General features: G+C 54.4%; 16 protein-coding genes and 1 other annotated feature. Of the genes, 6 read left to right on the top strand and 10 right to left on the bottom strand.

All coding sequences use genetic code 11. From position 1 onward, the window contains the following. From trpCF to trpL, 4 genes are all read right to left on the bottom strand, one after another. Nucleotides 1–1,359: a bifunctional indole-3-glycerol-phosphate synthase TrpC/phosphoribosylanthranilate isomerase TrpF gene (gene trpCF / locus AB8846_RS02615; RefSeq protein WP_370731943.1), complete on the bottom strand. Its 1,359-nt coding sequence runs from the start codon at nucleotides 1,357–1,359 to the stop codon at nucleotides 1–3. Nucleotides 1,360–1,362: 3 nt separating this feature from the next. Continuing rightward, nucleotides 1,363–2,958, bottom strand: coding sequence for a bifunctional anthranilate synthase glutamate amidotransferase component TrpG/anthranilate phosphoribosyltransferase TrpD (gene trpD, locus AB8846_RS02620; RefSeq protein WP_148241845.1), 1,596 nt, complete (start codon nucleotides 2,956–2,958; stop codon nucleotides 1,363–1,365). Then, entirely contained in the window at nucleotides 2,958–4,520 is a 1,563-nt protein-coding gene (locus AB8846_RS02625) for an anthranilate synthase component 1 (protein WP_370731944.1), read from the bottom strand. The genes trpD and AB8846_RS02625 overlap by 1 nt, the downstream gene beginning before the upstream one ends. A 23-nt stretch (nucleotides 4,521–4,543) precedes the next feature. Further along, nucleotides 4,544–4,638, bottom strand: a sequence feature (Trp leader region). Further along, on the bottom strand, nucleotides 4,615–4,659 hold the full coding sequence (trpL, locus tag AB8846_RS02630) for a trp operon leader peptide (protein ID WP_106993556.1): 45 nt from the start codon (nucleotides 4,657–4,659) through the stop codon (nucleotides 4,615–4,617). Its footprint overlaps the feature before it by 24 nt. 139 nt (nucleotides 4,660–4,798) lie before the next feature. Between trpL and rnm the strand changes: the two genes are divergently transcribed. Together rnm and AB8846_RS02640 are read left to right on the top strand one after the other, a co-directional pair. Beyond that, a complete protein-coding gene (rnm, locus tag AB8846_RS02635) occupies nucleotides 4,799–5,680 on the top strand; it encodes an RNase AM (RefSeq protein ID WP_063145422.1) in 882 nt (293 codons plus the stop codon). Further along, a complete protein-coding gene (locus AB8846_RS02640) occupies nucleotides 5,677–6,297 on the top strand; it encodes an L-threonylcarbamoyladenylate synthase (RefSeq protein WP_003856793.1) in 621 nt (206 codons plus the stop codon). The genes rnm and AB8846_RS02640 overlap by 4 nt, the downstream gene beginning before the upstream one ends. 64 nt (nucleotides 6,298–6,361) lie before the next feature. Here AB8846_RS02640 and AB8846_RS02645 read toward each other — a convergent pair whose 3' ends face one another. The 3 genes from AB8846_RS02645 to AB8846_RS02655 all read right to left on the bottom strand — a co-directional run bounded on the left by AB8846_RS02645 (nucleotide 6,362) and on the right by AB8846_RS02655 (nucleotide 8,483). Further along, a complete protein-coding gene (locus AB8846_RS02645; protein ID WP_370731945.1) occupies nucleotides 6,362–6,625 on the bottom strand; it encodes a hypothetical protein in 264 nt (87 codons plus the stop codon). 258 nt (nucleotides 6,626–6,883) lie between these two features. After that, entirely contained in the window at nucleotides 6,884–8,011 is a 1,128-nt protein-coding gene (locus AB8846_RS02650) for a PAAR domain-containing protein (protein ID WP_370731946.1), read from the bottom strand. 10 nt (nucleotides 8,012–8,021) lie between these two features. After that, complete coding sequence (locus AB8846_RS02655) at nucleotides 8,022–8,483, bottom strand: hypothetical protein (protein WP_370731947.1); 462 nt, start codon at nucleotides 8,481–8,483, stop codon at nucleotides 8,022–8,024. A gap of 339 nt (nucleotides 8,484–8,822) precedes the next feature. Between AB8846_RS02655 and rluB the strand changes: the two genes are divergently transcribed. Continuing rightward, entirely contained in the window at nucleotides 8,823–9,698 is an 876-nt protein-coding gene (gene rluB / locus AB8846_RS02660) for a 23S rRNA pseudouridine(2605) synthase RluB (protein WP_023312076.1), read from the top strand. A 33-nt stretch (nucleotides 9,699–9,731) separates the two neighbouring features. Here the strand turns inward: rluB and cobO are convergent, their stop codons facing one another. Next, nucleotides 9,732–10,322: a cob(I)yrinic acid a,c-diamide adenosyltransferase gene (gene cobO, locus AB8846_RS02665; protein WP_370731948.1), complete on the bottom strand. Its 591-nt coding sequence runs from the start codon at nucleotides 10,320–10,322 to the stop codon at nucleotides 9,732–9,734. After that, nucleotides 10,319–11,080, bottom strand: coding sequence for a YciK family oxidoreductase (locus AB8846_RS02670; protein ID WP_039263558.1), 762 nt, complete (start codon nucleotides 11,078–11,080; stop codon nucleotides 10,319–10,321). The genes cobO and AB8846_RS02670 overlap by 4 nt, the downstream gene beginning before the upstream one ends. Nucleotides 11,081–11,331: 251 nt before the next feature. On the opposite strand from AB8846_RS02670, the gene sohB reads away from it, so the two are divergent. Next, nucleotides 11,332–12,378: a protease SohB gene (gene sohB / locus AB8846_RS02675; protein WP_370731949.1), complete on the top strand. Its 1,047-nt coding sequence runs from the start codon at nucleotides 11,332–11,334 to the stop codon at nucleotides 12,376–12,378. Between the two features lie 34 nt (nucleotides 12,379–12,412). On the opposite strand, the gene AB8846_RS02680 is transcribed toward sohB, so the two are convergent. Then, the gene (locus tag AB8846_RS02680; RefSeq protein WP_023312072.1) at nucleotides 12,413–12,664 is read right to left on the bottom strand and encodes a YciN family protein; all 252 of its coding nucleotides are present in this window, start codon (nucleotides 12,662–12,664) and stop codon (nucleotides 12,413–12,415) included. A 399-nt stretch (nucleotides 12,665–13,063) separates the two neighbouring features. Between AB8846_RS02680 and topA the strand changes: the two genes are divergently transcribed. Then, entirely contained in the window at nucleotides 13,064–15,661 is a 2,598-nt protein-coding gene (topA, locus tag AB8846_RS02685) for a type I DNA topoisomerase (RefSeq protein WP_370731950.1), read from the top strand. A 187-nt stretch (nucleotides 15,662–15,848) separates the two neighbouring features. Further along, on the top strand, nucleotides 15,849–16,823 hold the full coding sequence (gene cysB / locus AB8846_RS02690; RefSeq protein ID WP_024907120.1) for an HTH-type transcriptional regulator CysB: 975 nt from the start codon (nucleotides 15,849–15,851) through the stop codon (nucleotides 16,821–16,823). The last annotated feature ends 78 nt before the right edge of the window (nucleotides 16,824–16,901 follow it).

Below are 16,901 nucleotides of genomic sequence, written 5' to 3' on the forward strand. Positions count from 1 at the left end.
TTAATATGCACGCAGAGTTTTAAAAACCGAGGCCAGCTTGCTGGCATCTTTGATACCCGGTTCTGACTCTACGCCTGAATTGAAATCGAGGCCTGCGCAGCCGGTTTTGGCGGCTTCTACGCAGTTATCCGGGCTTAATCCGCCCGCCAGCAGGAGGTTGTCCAGCTTTTCGCCGTTAAGCAGCGACCAGTCAAAACGCTGGCCGGTGCCGCCCTGGCCGTTATCGAGCACGTATCTGTCCACATGGTTCAGGTTACGCGAGGGCAACGTATCGCCAACGCTTTGCGCCTTCCAGATCTGCACCTGTGGTGGCAGCGCGGCGCGCAGGGTATCGATGTAGCGCTGGTCTTCATCGCCGTGGAGCTGCACCGCGCTCAGGGATAGCGCGTCGGCTTTTGCCGCAACGTCTGCAATATCTGCATTGCGGAAAACGCCCACGTAGCTGAGCGGAGCCGCTGCGATAACCTTACGCGCCTGCTCTTCGCTGACCGCGCGAGGAGAGGAATCCACAAAGATCAGCCCGCCGTAAATTGCCCCCGCTTCATACGCGGCCTGGGCATCCTGTTCGCGGGTTAAGCCGCAGACTTTGTTCTCACCCAGCAGCACGCGCCGCACGGCCGCGTTGAGATCGTCATGCTCCATCATGGCCGAGCCAATCAGGAAACCGTTGGCGAAGTGGCTCAGCTCGCGCACCTGGGCGTAGCTGTTAATGCCGGATTCGCTGATCACCGTGACGCCAGAACCCAGACGCGGCGCCAGCTGGCGGGTACGGTTCAGGTCAATGGACAGGTCGCGCAGATCGCGGTTGTTGATCCCGACGACTTTGGCTTCCAGCGCAATCGCGCGCTCCAGCTCCTCTTCGTTGCTCACTTCGGTCAGCACGCCCATGTTCAGGCTGTGCGCCACGGCGGAAAGCTGGCGATACTGGTCGTCATCAAGCACCGAGAGCATCAGCAGGCAGGCGTCGGCCTGGTAAAAGCGCGCCAGCCAGATCTGATACGGATCGATAATAAAGTCTTTGCACAGGATCGGCTGCGGCGCGATGCCGCTGACGATCGGCAGAAAATCGAAACTGCCCTGAAAATATTTCTCATCCGTCAGCACGGAGATGGCTGACGCATGATGCTTATAAATGCCGGCAATACGCGCCGGGTCGAAATCGTCACGAATAACGCCTTTAGACGGGGACGCCTTTTTGCACTCAAGAATGAACGCGGTGCGCGCACCCTGCAGGGCGTCGTAGAAACGACGGCTGCTCGGGACGACGTCGTTCTGGAAACTGGCAAGCGGCTGCTGTTGCTTGCGGGCTTCCACCCAGATGGCCTTATCGGCAACGATTTTCGCTAAAACGGTCTGCATTCTTTACCCTCTTGCCGCAAGTGCGGTAACGCGATCGTAAGCTGCACCGGAGCGCAGTACATCCAGAACTTTTTGAACGTTGGCCTTCAGGTCTTCCTCACCGTGCAAACGCATTAGCATAGCGACGTTGGCAGCAACGGCGGCCTCATGGGCGACCTCTCCCTTACCTTGTAATAAGCGCGTCAGAATGTCACGGTTTTCTTCCGGCGTACCGCCAGCCAGCGCTTCCTGGTGATACGGCGCGAGGCCAAAGTCGGCAGCGTCCAACTGATAGCTGAGGATTTCACCGTCGCGCAGTTCGGCCACCAGCGTCGGCGCATGAAGAGAAACCTCATCCATACCGCCGCTGTGCACCACGGCGGCACGTTGATAACCCAGCACGCGCAGCGTCTCGGCAATCGGCAGAACCAGTTCCGGGCTATAGACGCCAATCAGCGCCAGCGGCGGATGCGCCGGGTTGATCAGCGGGCCGAGCACGTTAAACAGCGTGCGGGTTTTAAGCTGCTGACGAACCGGCATCGCGTGGCGGAAACCGGTGTGATACTTCGGCGCAAACAGGAAGCAGACGCCCAGGTCATCCAGCGCTTCACGGGAACGCTCGGCGTTCATATCGAGATTAATACCGAATGCGGCGAGCAAATCGGAAGAACCTGACCGGCTGGAAACGCTGCGGTTACCGTGTTTTGCGACCTTCAAACCACACGCCGCGGCCACGAAGGCGCTGGCGGTGGAGATATTGATGCTGTTACTGCCGTCTCCCCCGGTGCCGACAATATCGGCAAACTGATAGTCCGGGCGCGGGAACGGGGCGGCATTTTCCAGCAGGGCCGTAGCGGCACCGGCGATCTCCTGCGGGCTTTCGCCGCGCACCTTCATACTCACCAGCGCGGCCGCCAGCTGTTCAGGCTTCAGCTCACCGCGAACCACGGCGGAGAAGAGCTGGTGGCTCTCCTGCTGGCTCAGGGTCTGCGCCTGGTACAGTTTTTCCAGAATCGGCTGCAGGGTATTGGTCTGCTCCAGCTTCTGTAACGCCCAGTCGAGCGTCTGCTCCAGCAGGCGGGCACCGTGGGAGGTCAGGATCGATTCCGGGTGGAACTGCAGGCCGCAGACGCGGTCCGCATCGTGGCGCACCGCCATCACCATGCCTTCAAACGAGGCGTTGATGGTCAGCCCGGCTGGAATATTGCTGCCAACCAGCGAGTGATAGCGCGCGACCGGGAGCGGGTTCGGCAGCCCGGCAAACATTGCCTGGCCGTCATGTTCAATGCTGGACGCTTTACCGTGCAGGATCTCGCCCGCCTGGCCAACGTAGCCGCCATAGGCTTCAACAATCGCCTGATGACCGAGGCAGATGCCGATAATCGGCAGCTTGCCGCGCATACGGGTCAGCAGCTCCGGCATACAGCCCGCTTCGCTCGGTGCGCCTGGCCCCGGAGAGAGCATCAGCACCGGGCTTTGCATGGTTGCCAGACGGTCAATCAGGGTCTGCGCCGGAACGTGGTTGCGGTAGATAACGACGTTATGGCCATTCGCACGCAGCTGATCTGCCAGGTTATAGGTAAAGGAGTCGATATTATCGAGCAGCAGAATGTCAGCCATCAGAAAATCTCCTGTGCATGGTGTGCGGTAGCAATGGCGCGAAGGACCGCACGGGCTTTACTGCGCGTTTCGTCAGCTTCAGACTGCGGAACAGAATCAAGGACAATCCCGGCACCCGCCTGGACAGTGGCAATACCGTCTTCAACATAGGCGGAGCGGATCACGATGCAGGTGTCGAGGTCACCGTGAGCCGTGAAGTAACCCACCGCGCCGCCGTAGCTGCCGCGACGGCGCCCTTCGGCGGCGGCAATCAGCTGCATGGCGCGCACTTTCGGCGCGCCGCTCAGGGTGCCCATGTTCATGCAGGCGCGGTAGGCGTGCAGCACGTCGAGGTCGTGGCGCAGCTCGCCGACCACGCGGGAGACGAGGTGCATCACGAACGAATAGCGGTCGACTTTAGTCAGGTCCGCGACGTAGCGGCTGCCTGGGGTGCAAATGCGTGCCAGATCGTTACGCGCCAGGTCAACCAGCATCAGGTGCTCGGAGAGTTCTTTGTGGTCGGTACGCATTTCCAGTTCGATGCGGCTGTCCAGATCGCGATCCAGGGAGCCATCGGCGCGACGTCCGCGCGGACGGGTTCCGGCAATCGGGTAGATCTCAATCTGACGGCTGGTGGCGTCGTACTTCAGCGAGCTTTCCGGCGAGGCGCCGAACAGCGTGAACTCATTGTCCTGCATGAAAAACATGTACGGACTTGGGTTACTCTTTTTCAGCACGTCGTAGGCGGCGAGCGGCGACGGGCAGGGAAGGGAGAAGCGACGGGAAGGTACGACCTGGAAAATTTCCCCGGCGCGAATCGCCTTTTGCATCTGGCGAACCACGGCGCCGTACTGGTCGTCAGTCTGGTTAACATCGCAAGTCATTTTTTCCACCCGCTGCACCGGCAGCGCAGGCGGCGCTTCCGTCATCTGCTGCTGCAGCTGAGCGATGCGGTGCTCGAGACGGTTTTTCTCAGCGGGAGAGGACGTGAACAGGCTTGCCTGGATGCGGGTATATTGCTTCTGGTGGTCGATCACCAGCAGGGTTTCAGCCAGATAGAAACAATAGTCCGGGCAGCGATTACCCTGCTCGGTTTCCGGCAAATCTTCAAATCCGGCGACCAGGTCATAAGCAAACAGCCCACCAAAGAACATCGCCTCACGCTCGTCTTCCGGCACGGTGACCAGGTTCTGCAGCAGGCGGAAGGCATCGAAAACGGACAGGGAGCAGAGACGCGCGTCTTCGTCCAGCAGCTGGCTCACCGGCGGGAAATGCAGAATGCGCATTTCCGGATGACGTTCGTTTTCAATCCCTGAAGGCAGGGCGGCGTCCAGCAGCGGCAGGAGCGATGCGCCATTGTCTGACAGTGCCTTGATTGTGACGGTGTCACCTAAAGCGGTAATGCGCAGCGCGCTGTCGACCAGCAGCAGGCTCTTAAGGTCGTCTTTACTGTCGATATCCGCAGATTCCAGCAGTAGGGTAGCCGGACGCGCTCCGCAAACCTGATGAAACAGCGCGGTGGGGTTATGGCGATAGGCCGCCTCGCAGGTCAGCAGTTCGAGGTGTGGTTTGGCTGTTTGCATGATTTTATTCTCATTTTCTGTTCAAAAAAAAGCCCGCTTGGAAGCGGGCTGGGTATCTGTTTGCATTTCGCAGACGCGTGAAACTGCCCGATGATCAGGAAGTACGCCACCAACCGTGCAGAGTGAAATGTGCTGTCATTTTCAGATACCTTTCTCGTGTGAACTTGCGTACTAGTTAACTAGTTCGATGGCAAGTTGTCAACCCTTGATTTCAGAATTTCGCGTTAAGTCGGTATCATGGTGTTTTCGGATGTCTCTAACCTGCTATGGGAAGTGCTTTGAGCGATACCACCTACGCCATTATTTATGATTTACACAGCCATACTCAGGCCTCTGATGGCCTGCTGACACCCGAAGCCCTGGTTCATCGTGCCGTTGAAATGCGCGTCGGTACCCTGGCGATAACCGATCACGATACGACAGATGCCATTCCTGCGGCGCGTGCTGAGATCGCCCGCAGCGGGCTGGCGCTGAATCTGGTGTCCGGCGTCGAGATCTCAACCGTTTGGGAAAACCATGAGATTCATATCGTTGGCCTGAACATCGATATAGACCATCCGGCACTTGTTGCATTTTTGCAAGAACAAAAAACGCGCCGCAATCAGCGTGCAGAGATGATCGGCGAGCGTCTCGAAAAGGCGCATATTCCGGGCGCGCTGGAAGGGGCGCAAAAGATGGCGAACGGCGGGGCGGTCACTCGCGGTCATTTCGCCCGTTTTCTGGTCGAAGCGGGGAAAGCGACGACCATGGCGGACGTCTTTAAAAAGTATCTGGCGCGCGGGAAAACCGGATACGTTCCGCCACAGTGGTGTACAATAAAACAAGCTATTGATGTGATTCATCATTCTGGCGGAAAGGCCGTGCTGGCCCATCCGGGACGGTATAATCTTTCTGCTAAATGGCTGAAAAGGCTGCTGGCACACTTTGCCGAATGCGGTGGCGAGGCGATGGAAGTCGCCCAGTGTCAGCAGGCGCCCAACGAGCGCGCGCAGCTCGCGACCTATGCCCGCCAGTTTGGCCTGCTTGGGTCACAGGGGTCTGATTTCCATCAGCCCTGCGCCTGGATCGAACTGGGGCGCAAGCTCTGGTTGCCCGCTGGCGTTGAGCCGGTCTGGCAGCTCTGGGAACAGCCGCAGCAAATTGAAGAGAGGGAAGTATGAGTCAGTTTTTCTATATCCATCCGGATAACCCGCAGCCACGTCTGATCAACCAGGCCGTGGAGATCGTCCGTAAAGGCGGCGTGATTGTCTACCCGACCGATTCCGGCTACGCGCTGGGCTGCAAAATTGAAGATAAAGGGGCGATGGAACGCATTTGCCGTATTCGCCAGCTGCCGGACGGCCATAATTTTACCCTGATGTGCCGCGATCTCTCTGAGCTGTCAACCTATGCGTATGTCGATAACGTGGCGTTCCGCCTGATTAAGAACAACACGCCAGGTAACTACACCTTCATCCTGAAGGGCACGAAGGAAGTACCGCGCCGTCTGCTGCAGGAAAAACGTAAGACTATAGGCATGCGCGTGCCGTCTAACCCGATTGCGCAGGCGCTGCTGGAAACCCTCGGCGAACCGATGCTTTCTACCTCGCTGATGCTGCCGGGAAGTGAGTTTACCGAGTCCGATCCGGAAGAGATCAAAGATCGTCTGGAGAAGGTGGTCGAGCTGATTATCCACGGCGGTTATCTCGGCCAGCAGCCGACTACCGTGGTCGACTTAACCGAAGATGCACCGGAAGTGATTCGTGAAGGCGTGGGTGACGTAAAGCCTTTCTTGTAAATAAGGTTTTTAATGCCTGAAATTAAGGGAAGAGCGGAGGCTGGATCTCTCCAGCCTTTGTCAGTCATCTCACTTTCTTGAAGATGAGCAGGATCAGAGGGACGCATACAGCGAAACCAATTATAGAGGCTAAAGCCGAATCAGAGTGATTTTGCGATAGATCCATAACAAACGACGTTGGCTGAGAGGGAGTAAAATCCCACCCTTGGCTCACTGTTTCTGAAAAGTTAACGGCGAAGACCAGATCGAAGTAAAGGACGATAACGTAATACGCTGCGCAGATTAGCGCGATACTGACCCATCTGATCCAGAAATTCTTATTCATCATCTTACCTTTTTAAAGATAAGCAGAATAAGAGGCATGCAGATCGCAAAACCAAAAAAGGCTACATTAAAAACGCCATCAGTGGCTTGCATGATCGATTCTATCGAAGCTTGGTAAGCTTTAAATGAGATTGGGCCAGAAAAACGCATACTTTCTCTTTCCATGAATGCACTAAAAGTGAATGTTGATGCTATCAGAGTAATAAGGTAGCAAAGCGATACGGCGACTATTCCAGCCCATCTAAGAATGGTTTTATTTGAACTACTCATCATAATCTCCAAGAACACCGCCAACATTTTCGCCTGAGTATGGAGAAATCGAACCTATTGAAGACATTGTTTCTGCGGCGTATCGTTTGGCTTTGCCTGCCATTACTTCCGGGAATACGTGTTGTCCGTTCACGTTCGGATAAAGGTTTTTAAACTTGTCAGTAACTTCTACAACAGCCATTGACTGTAGGCTACGGCTTTTGCTGAGAAGATAAGTTTGCAGTGATAGAGGTATGGTAAAATGCTCTTCTGATTCAATAGGAAGCTGAGTGCTTTTTGAGTTGTAGCTTGTATCAAAAATCGTTGAGCCTGCGGCTTTTATGCCAGCAACAGTGTGTGTTGTGCAGTTGCTTCCCGTTACATCGTAGGAGTCAATAGAGTGACCAGTTCGATCTGTAGCACCGTTTTCCTCTATCCCTATGGGTTTTCGCCCCTCTTTCCACAAAATTTCAAAGAAAGCACGGGTTTCTGGTATACCAGCATCATTGATTTTAAAAACTCGAGCGTTGTTTTCGTAAAGTTCTTTTCTGTAATAGTCTCGGGCATCATCACCTTTCATAAAATCGAGAATGCCATCACCCGTCATTCCAAATGGCCCACCAGTTCTTCCGTATCTGCCATAGGTGTAAAGGTATACAGTATTATTTTCATGCACGGAAACAAAAGCGTGTCCGGTTTCGATGGTTTCAGTCCATATGTAAACACCGTTCAATAAAGGGTTATCTTCTGGCTTGCAGATGTCAGCAAAGCTGTTTTGCTTCTTCGCTACCTGTGCGTGTTGCTCTGGCTCTACAGGCGCTATAGCCCTGGAGGGGGTATTAACCTCAACGGTGCCAGGCGCGATAAGAAAATTAGTACCCTGTGGACAACCGCAGTGGATTTCTGCACCATCTACGGCGACTGCGGCACTATTTGAGCAACGAGGATCACCGCTCACAATCACCCCCACTTTTCCGCATTTCGGGCAAGGAGTGGTCTTATCGCCGATGTAGAGTTTCCACAAGCCCATAACAGACATACCGGGGCGGGCGGCAATACATCGTGCGCCTGTAGAGGTTTTATCTCCGTGTAGACCAACGTTCTTACCGTGAACTGTGCAGCCTCTGTTAACCGATGCCATAGTGACCGCCTTATTTCAGAAAGTTTTCTGGCAACGATTCCCCTGCTCGGAGTACCCTTCTTCCGGCATTTTGTGGGCAGCTAATATTTTCATCGCCGTTATCCAGCGAGCTACCAGCCAGGGCAATAGATTCGCCTGGTGTGTTCCCAGCACCAGTGATGATCTTCGCTGTCGTTCCATCTGGGTAACGAACCTCATCGCCAACACGAGACACCTTTAGCATTGTGCCGACATTAAGTTTGATCTGCGGTCCCTTATATTCACTGAGAACTTTCGCACCATTACGTGTCAAGCTTCCCTCTGTAGCGAACAGATAAGCTGCTGTAAATGGATGAGCGAGATTGTAGGAGTTTTGTTTTTCGATGAGTGAACGGGCTTCGTCGTTCATTCCGGCGAGTTGTTCGGCTGTAAATGGTGACTGGTCAAAGGCTCCCAGCATCTCAGGTGTAAGGTTGTTGGTGTACTGCTTCATAAATCCCTCTACTTGTTATGGATATAATCGTGGCGGTCATTTTACAAGCAATGGTTACATGCGCAACAAGTATCAGACTTAAGCGAAACTGCGTTACGTAACAGAAGGTTATCAGTACCGAGAGTCAGACATCCAAAACTTGTTGAATCATTTAATCTAAAATTCGTGTAGTATGTGCGCCCACGAATCATTGTGTGTGACAGCTTGTATGACATATTGTTTGCCATGCTGTGTACCATGAAAGAGTTACAGATCAGTGAGTTAAGTTGATTTTTTGGCTAACTCGTTGTTTTAGAAAGTATACCAGACGCCTGTGAAGGCGACACCTGAGGAAGCTCAATGAGCGAGAAGTTACAGAAAGTGCTGGCGCGCGCCGGCCACGGCTCACGCCGTGAAATCGAAGCCATTATTGAAGCGGGCCGCGTGAGTGTGGACGGTAAAATCGCCACGCTGGGTGACCGCGTTGAAATCGTACCGGGGCTGAAGATCCGCATCGACGGTCATCTTATCTCCGTGAAAGAGTCCGCCGAACAAATCTGTCGCGTGCTGGCTTACTACAAGCCGGAAGGCGAGCTGTGCACCCGCAACGACCCGGAAGGTCGTCCGACGGTGTTTGACCGTCTGCCTAAACTGCGTGGCGCTCGCTGGATTGCCGTCGGTCGTCTGGACGTAAACACCTGCGGTCTGCTGCTGTTTACCACCGATGGTGAACTGGCTAACCGTCTAATGCACCCAAGCCGTGAAGTAGAACGTGAATACGCGGTGCGCGTATTTGGCCAGGTTGATGAGAATAAACTGCGCGATCTGTCGCGTGGCGTTCAGCTGGAAGACGGTCCTGCGGCGTTTAAAACCATCAAGTTTACCGGTGGGGAAGGCATTAACCAGTGGTACAACGTGACCCTGACCGAAGGCCGTAACCGCGAGGTGCGTCGTCTCTGGGAAGCGGTAGGCGTCCAGGTGAGCCGTCTTATCCGTGTCCGTTACGGCGACATTCTGCTGCCGAAAGGACTGCCACGTGGTGGTTATACCGAACTGGATCTGACGCAAACCAACTACCTGCGCGAGCTGGTTGGTCTGACGCCAGAAACCACCTCTAAAGTGGCGGTAGAGAAAGATCGTCGTCGCATGAAGGCGAATCAGATTCGCCGTGCGGTGAAGCGCCACAGCCAGGTGAGCAGCAGCCGCCGCTCCGGCAGCCGTAACAACAACGGTTAAAAACGAAAGCCCGGTCAGTGACCGGGCTTTTTTTTAGTAATCAATCCCGATTTGCGCTTTGATGCCCGCATCAAATGCATGTTTGACCGGACGCAGCTCGCTGACGGTATCTGCCAGATCCAGAATATCCCGATGACACCCGCGCCCCGTGACGATAACCGTCTGATGCGCTGGGCGGTTTTTCAGGGCTGTCAGCACGGCCTCCAGCGGCAGATAATCGTAGGCGACCATATACGTTATCTCATCCAGCAGAACCATATTCAGCGTGGGGTCGGCCAGCATTCTTTTAGCGTGCTCCCAGACGGCGAGGCAGGCTGCGGTATCGGTTTCCCGGTTCTGCGTGTCCCACGTAAACCCGGTCGCCATCACCTGAAACTCAACGCCGTGAGGCTCAAGTAAATTTCGCTCGCCGTTGGGCCATTCGCCTTTAATAAACTGGATCACGCCCACTTTTTGCCCGTGACCGACGGCGCGTGTCGCCGTGCCGAACGCGGCGGTGGTTTTCCCCTTGCCGTTGCCGGTAAAGACGATGACGATCCCACGCTCGTCCTGTGCCGCCGCGACGCGCGCATCGACCTGTTCTTTCAGACGCTGCTGGCGTTGCTGATGACGTTCTTCACTCATTGCGAAATTCCTGGTTTACGGCCCGGCTGGGCGTCAAAGGTCATCCCGGTTTTGCGGCGGCTGTCGTCGCCCATCAGCCAGAGATAGAGCGGCATAATGTCTGCCGGGGTTTTCAGCTTCTGCGGATCTTCGCTCGGGAACGCGCTGGCGCGCATTTTGGTGCGCGTACCGCCCGGGTTAATGCAGTTTACGCGCAGATGGCGGCTCTGATACTCCTCCGCCAGCACCTGCATCATGCCTTCGGTCGCGAATTTTGATACAGCATAGGCTCCCCAGTTTGCGCGTCCCTCACGGCCAACGCTGGAAGAGGTAAAGACCAGGGACCCCGACTCGGATTTCAGTAATAAAGGAAGCAATGCCTGTGTGAGGAAAAACGTGCCGTTGACGTTGACCTGCATCACCTGCTGCCAGATATCAGGATCCTGTTCATCCATCGGACGTACTTCGCCTAACAACCCGGCGTTATGCAGCACGCCGTCGAGTCTCGGATAGTGGGCGCTGATGCGCTGGGCTAACTCCTGGCACACCGCGGGCGTGCAGGTCAGCAAATCCAGCGTATACCACGGGGCCGGCGTGCCGCATACAGCCTCAATCTCCTGAGCGACGTTTTTCAGTTTTTCTTCGTTGCGCCCGATCAGAATGACGTTCGCGCCGTATTCGGCGTATGTCAGGGCCGCCTCGCGGCCAATCCCGTCGCTGGCACCGGTGACAAGAATAATCCGGTTTTGCAGCAGATTTTTTTGCGGTTGATAATGCACGGTGACTCCTCAGGCGACCGGTAACGCAGTGGCGCCTTTATGATGACTTTTCGGCTTTATGCCCGAATTAGCCTAATAATTCAATCAGTCTACAGGACGCATTACTGTAAAATTAACAATTTGCAAATATTTAAACTCCAGTTCGGGGATTCCTGAAGGCGGCTCGCAGAGGTAATGTCACGAGCGAGACGCATGGGCAGGGCTGTTGTACACTGCCGTGAAAGATTCGTGGTTAAATCAAGGTGGAACGCGTGGAATTACTTTCTCAATATGGGTTGTTTTTGGCCAAAATCGCGACGGTGGTGATTGCCATTGCGGTGATTGCCGTTCTGATTGTCAACCTGACGCAGCGCAAGCGTCAGCGTGGGGAGTTACGCATCACCCGCCTGAGCGAGCAGTATAAAGAGATGCAGGAAGAGATGTCTCTGGCGCTGCTTGATACTCATCAACAGAAACTCTGGCTGAAAGCGCAGAAGAAAAAGCATAAACAGGAAGCTAAAGCGGCCAAGGCAAAAGCAAAGCTCAATGCGCCGCAGGATAAGGCTACGCCACGTGTCTATGTGCTCGATTTTAAAGGCAGTATGGATGCGCATGAGGTTTCTTCTCTGCGGGAGGAAGTGACTGCCGTTCTGGCCGTGGCGACGCCGCAGGATCAGGTTGTCGTGCGTCTTGAAAGCCCGGGCGGGGTGGTTCACGGTTACGGACTGGCCGCCTCACAGCTGCAGCGCCTGCGTGAAAAACAGATCCCGCTGACCGTGGCGGTGGATAAAGTGGCGGCCAGCGGTGGCTACATGATGGCCTGCGTGGCGGACAAAATTGTTGCCGCGCCGTTTTCCATTATTGGCTCGATCGGCGTGGTCGCCCAAATTCCGAACTTTAACCGCTTCCTGAAAAATAAAGAGATTGATATCGAACTTCACACGGCGGGTCAGTATAAACGTACCCTGACGCTGCTGGGGGAAAACACGGAAGAAGGGCGTCAAAAATTCCGTGAAGATCTCAACGAAACGCATCACCTCTTTAAAGATTTTGTGCACCGTATGCGCCCGACGCTCGATATTGAACAGGTCGCGACAGGGGAGCACTGGTACGGCGTCCAGGCGCAGGAGAAAGGGCTGGTGGATGAAGTCGGAACCAGCGACGATCTGCTGCTCAACCTGATGGAAGGCCGTGAACTGGTGGGCGTGCGCTTTACCCAGCGTAAGCGACTCCTTGACCGCTTTACCAACAGTGCGGCGGAAAGCGCGGACCGCCTGCTGCTGCGCTGGCTACAGCGCGGACAAAAACCGCTGCTGTAAACAAAAACGCGAGGCACATGCCTCGCGTTTTGCTTTAATCGACCAGGTGATATTTCTCAGAAAGCGTATGCGCCAGGTATTTGAACATGTTAAACACGGCGGTGCTTTTCGGGGTCGGCAACCCCTGTTCGTCAAGGAAGTATTCGCCGCTGAAAATCAGCACGCCATTACGCTGCTCTACGCCGGTGGCTTCAATGCCCGCCAGCGTATCTTCATGGTCACGGATAAGCTTGTTTGCTTCGATAAGCAGAGAGGCTCGGTCAATAGGTTGGGTCGTATTCTGCATAATCCACTCCTTAAACAGTGACAATAGTCTACGCCGAGGGCGCTTTGGGGGCAAATTTTCCCTGTAATGTGAGGGGATAAGGTGCAGGGGCCTGGCTGGCGGGATTTGCTTTTGCATGCTAATAAAGTTGCGTAACGAATTTTATCAGGTAGAGTGTGCGCTTTCGTCATTCTGGCAACAGAATTGCTTGACATTCAACCTGGAATTCGTCACGAATTACACGAGATGTGAGAAAAATACCCGAAAACTCAATCACCTGGGCGTCTTTTCTTTAACGCCCGGTAAGACAAAGGGGTTGATATCCCCTGACGCAGTCGCAATATCATTGGCTCGTCGTCAGCGGAAGGGAAATCAACGTGCGGCGTATTCCTGGAAGAATTAAATTAGGTAAAGGTGAATATGGGTAAAGCTCTCGTCATCGTTGAGTCCCCGGCAAAAGCCAAAACGATCAATAAGTATCTGGGTAATGACTACGTGGTTAAGTCCAGCGTGGGTCATATCCGCGATTTGCCGACCAGTGGCTCAGCCAGCAAAAAGAGCGCAGACTCTACCTCCACCAAAGGGGCTAAAAAGCCTAAAAAGGATGAACGTAGCGCGCTTGTCAACCGCATGGGTGTGAACCCATGGCATAACTGGGATGCACAATATGAAGTGCTGCCCGGAAAAGAAAAAGTCGTTAACGAGCTGAAGCAGCTTGCTGAAAAAGCAGACCACATCTATCTCGCAACCGACCTTGACCGCGAAGGGGAAGCCATTGCGTGGCACCTGCGGGAAGTGATTGGTGGTGATGACAAACGCTACAGCCGTGTAGTGTTTAACGAAATTACGAAGAATGCGATTCGTCAGGCGTTTGAGAAGCCGGGCGAACTGAATATTGACCGTGTAAACGCACAGCAGGCACGTCGCTTTATGGACCGCGTTGTGGGCTACATGGTTTCTCCATTGCTGTGGAAGAAGATTGCCCGTGGCCTGTCCGCAGGTCGTGTGCAATCCGTCGCGGTGCGTCTGGTCGTTGAGCGTGAGCGCGAAATTAAAGCCTTCGTGCCGGAAGAGTTCTGGGAAGTTGATGCCAATGTGACCACGCCGGGCGGTGACGCTCTGCCGCTGCAGGTGAGCCATCACAACGATAAGCCTTTCCGTCCAGAAAACCGCGACCAGACCATGGCCGCCGTGGCGCTGCTGGAAAAAGCACGCTATCAGGTGCTGGAACGTGAAGACAAACCGACCAGCAGCAAGCCGGGTGCTCCGTTTATTACCTCTACGCTGCAACAGGCTGCAAGCACGCGTCTCGGTTATGGCGTGAAGAAAACCATGATGATGGCCCAGCGCCTGTATGAAGCGGGCTACATCACCTACATGCGTACCGACTCAACCAACCTGAGCCAGGACGCAGTTAACATGGTGCGCGGATACATCAGTGACAGTTTCGGTAAGAAATACCTGCCGGAAAGCGCTAACCAGTTCGCCAGCAAAGAGAACTCTCAGGAAGCACACGAAGCGATTCGTCCTTCTGATGTCTCTGTGTTAGCGGAATCGCTGAAAGATATGGAAGCTGACGCGCAGAAGCTGTATCAGCTGATCTGGCGCCAGTTCGTGGCGTGCCAGATGACCCCGGCACAGTACGACTCCACAACGCTGACCGTCGGCGCGGGTGATTTCCGCCTGAAGGCGCGCGGTCGTATTCTGCGCTTCGACGGCTGGACGAAAGTGATGCCTGCGCTGCGTAAAGGCGATGAAGACAGAACGCTGCCTGCCGTTAATAAAGGTGACGAGTTGTCGCTTGTCGATCTTGTTCCGGCACAGCACTTCACCAAGCCGCCTGCGCGCTTCAGTGAAGCGTCCCTGGTGAAAGAGCTGGAAAAACGCGGTATTGGCCGTCCGTCGACCTACGCGTCAATCATCTCGACGATTCAGGACCGTGGCTACGTACGCGTTGAAAACCGTCGTTTCTATGCGGAAAAAATGGGTGAGATCGTCACCGACCGTCTGGAAGCTAACTTCCGTGAGTTGATGAACTACGATTTCACCGCGCAAATGGAAGACAGCCTCGACCAGGTTGCCAGCCATCAGGCGGAATGGAAAAAGGTACTCGACAGCTTCTTCAGCGACTTTACCGACCAGCTTGAAAAAGCGGAGAAGGATCCTGAAGAGGGCGGCATGCTGCCTAACCAGATGGTTCTGACCAGCATCGACTGCCCAACCTGCGGCCGCAAGATGGGGATCCGCACCGCAACCACGGGCGTGTTCCTTGGCTGCTCCGGCTACGCGCTGTCACCAAAAGAGCGCTGCAAAACCACCATCAACCTGGTGCCTGAGAACGAAGTTCTCAACGTGCTGGAAGGTGATGATGCGGAAACTAACGCTCTGCGTGCCAAACGCCGCTGCAAAAAATGCGGCACGGCGATGGACAGCTACCTGATCGATCCAAAACGTAAGCTGCACGTCTGCGGTAATAACCCAACGTGTGACGGGTATGAGATCGAAGAGGGTGAGTTCCGCATTAAAGGCTATGACGGCCCGATTGTGGAGTGCGAGAAGTGTGGTTCTGAAATGCACCTGAAAATGGGGCGTTTCGGTAAGTACATGGCCTGTACCAACGACGAGTGTAAAAACACGCGTAAAATTCTGCGTAACGGTGAAGTGGCGCCGCCGAAGGAAGATCCGGTTCCGCTGCCAGAGCTGCCGTGCGAGAAATCCGACGCGTACTTCGTGCTGCGTGACGGCGCTGCGGGTGTTTTCCTGGCCGCCAACACCTTCCCGAAATCGCGTGAAACCCGCGCACCGCTGGTGGAAGAGCTGCATCGCTTCCGCGATCGTCTGCCTGAGAAACTGCGTTATCTGGCCGATGCGCCGCAGCAGGATCCGGAAGGCAACAAAACCGTGGTGCGGTTTAGCCGTAAAACCAAGCAGCAGTATGTTGCGGCCGAGAAAGAGGGTAAAGCGACCGGATGGTCAGCCTTCTTTGTCGATGGCAAATGGGTTGAAGGCAAGAAATAATCTTCCCTTACCGTAACTTACCTGTAAAAGGGCCGGATTTCCGGCCCTTTTTTATTGCCTTGTTATTATTTTTTGTTCCGTACTATACAGTCAGGCTATAAATGATATAGTGGTTATAGTTAACCTGTTTCTTATTATTAAATCGTCTTAAGCGATTGACCGCATGCGCTAAATCGGATGGTCTGGCATGAAATTACAGCAGCTTCGTTATATCGTTGAGGTGGTGAATCATAACCTTAACGTCTCTTCTACCGCAGAGGGGTTATATACCTCGCAACCGGGCATCAGCAAACAAGTTCGTATGCTGGAGGATGAGTTAGGTATCCAGATATTTGCCCGCAGCGGTAAGCATCTCACTCAGGTGACGCCAGCGGGGCAGGAAATCATCCGCATTGCGCGGGAAGTTCTCTCCAAAGTCGATGCGATTAAGTCAGTGGCAGGGGAACACACCTGGCCGGATAAAGGTTCGCTGTATATTGCCACGACCCATACTCAGGCGCGCTATGCGCTTCCAGGTGTTATCAAAGGCTTTATCGAGCGTTATCCCCGCGTCTCTTTGCATATGCACCAGGGCTCGCCCACGCAAATTGCTGAAGCCGTTTCCAAGGGTAATGCAGACTTTGCCATCGCCACCGAAGCGCTTCATCTCTATGACGATCTGGTCATGCTTCCATGCTATCACTGGAACCGTTCTATCGTGGTGACCCCGGATCACCCCCTGGCGGGTAAAGGGTCGGTCTCTATCGAAGAGCTGGCGCAATATCCGTTGGTGACGTATACGTTTGGCTTTACCGGACGGTCCGAGCTTGATACGGCCTTTAACCGGGCAGGGTTAACGCCGCGCATTGTCTTTACCGCGACGGATGCCGACGTGATTAAGACCTATGTCCGGCTTGGTCTGGGGGTGGGCGTCATTGCCAGCATGGCGGTGGATCCGGTGTCAGACCCTGACCTGGTGCGTCTTGATGCCCACGATGTTTTCAGTCATAGCACCACAAAGATTGGATTCCGTCGCAGCACCTTCCTGCGCAGCTATATGTATGATTTTATTCAGCGCTTTGCCCCTCATTTAACGCGTGATGTGGTTGATACCGCCGTTGCATTACGCTCAAATGAAGATATTGAAGAGATGTTTAAAGACATCAAACTCCCCGAAAAATAATCACACCCGGTATCTTTCCCTAAGGGAAAGATACCGAAATAACGCCTCAAAGCTAAATTAGAATTATCATCATCTACG

The sequence above is a fragment of the Enterobacter sp. KB-221C9 genome, from assembly GCF_041320715.1.
GTDB classification, from domain to species: domain Bacteria; phylum Pseudomonadota; class Gammaproteobacteria; order Enterobacterales; family Enterobacteriaceae; genus Enterobacter; species Enterobacter asburiae_D.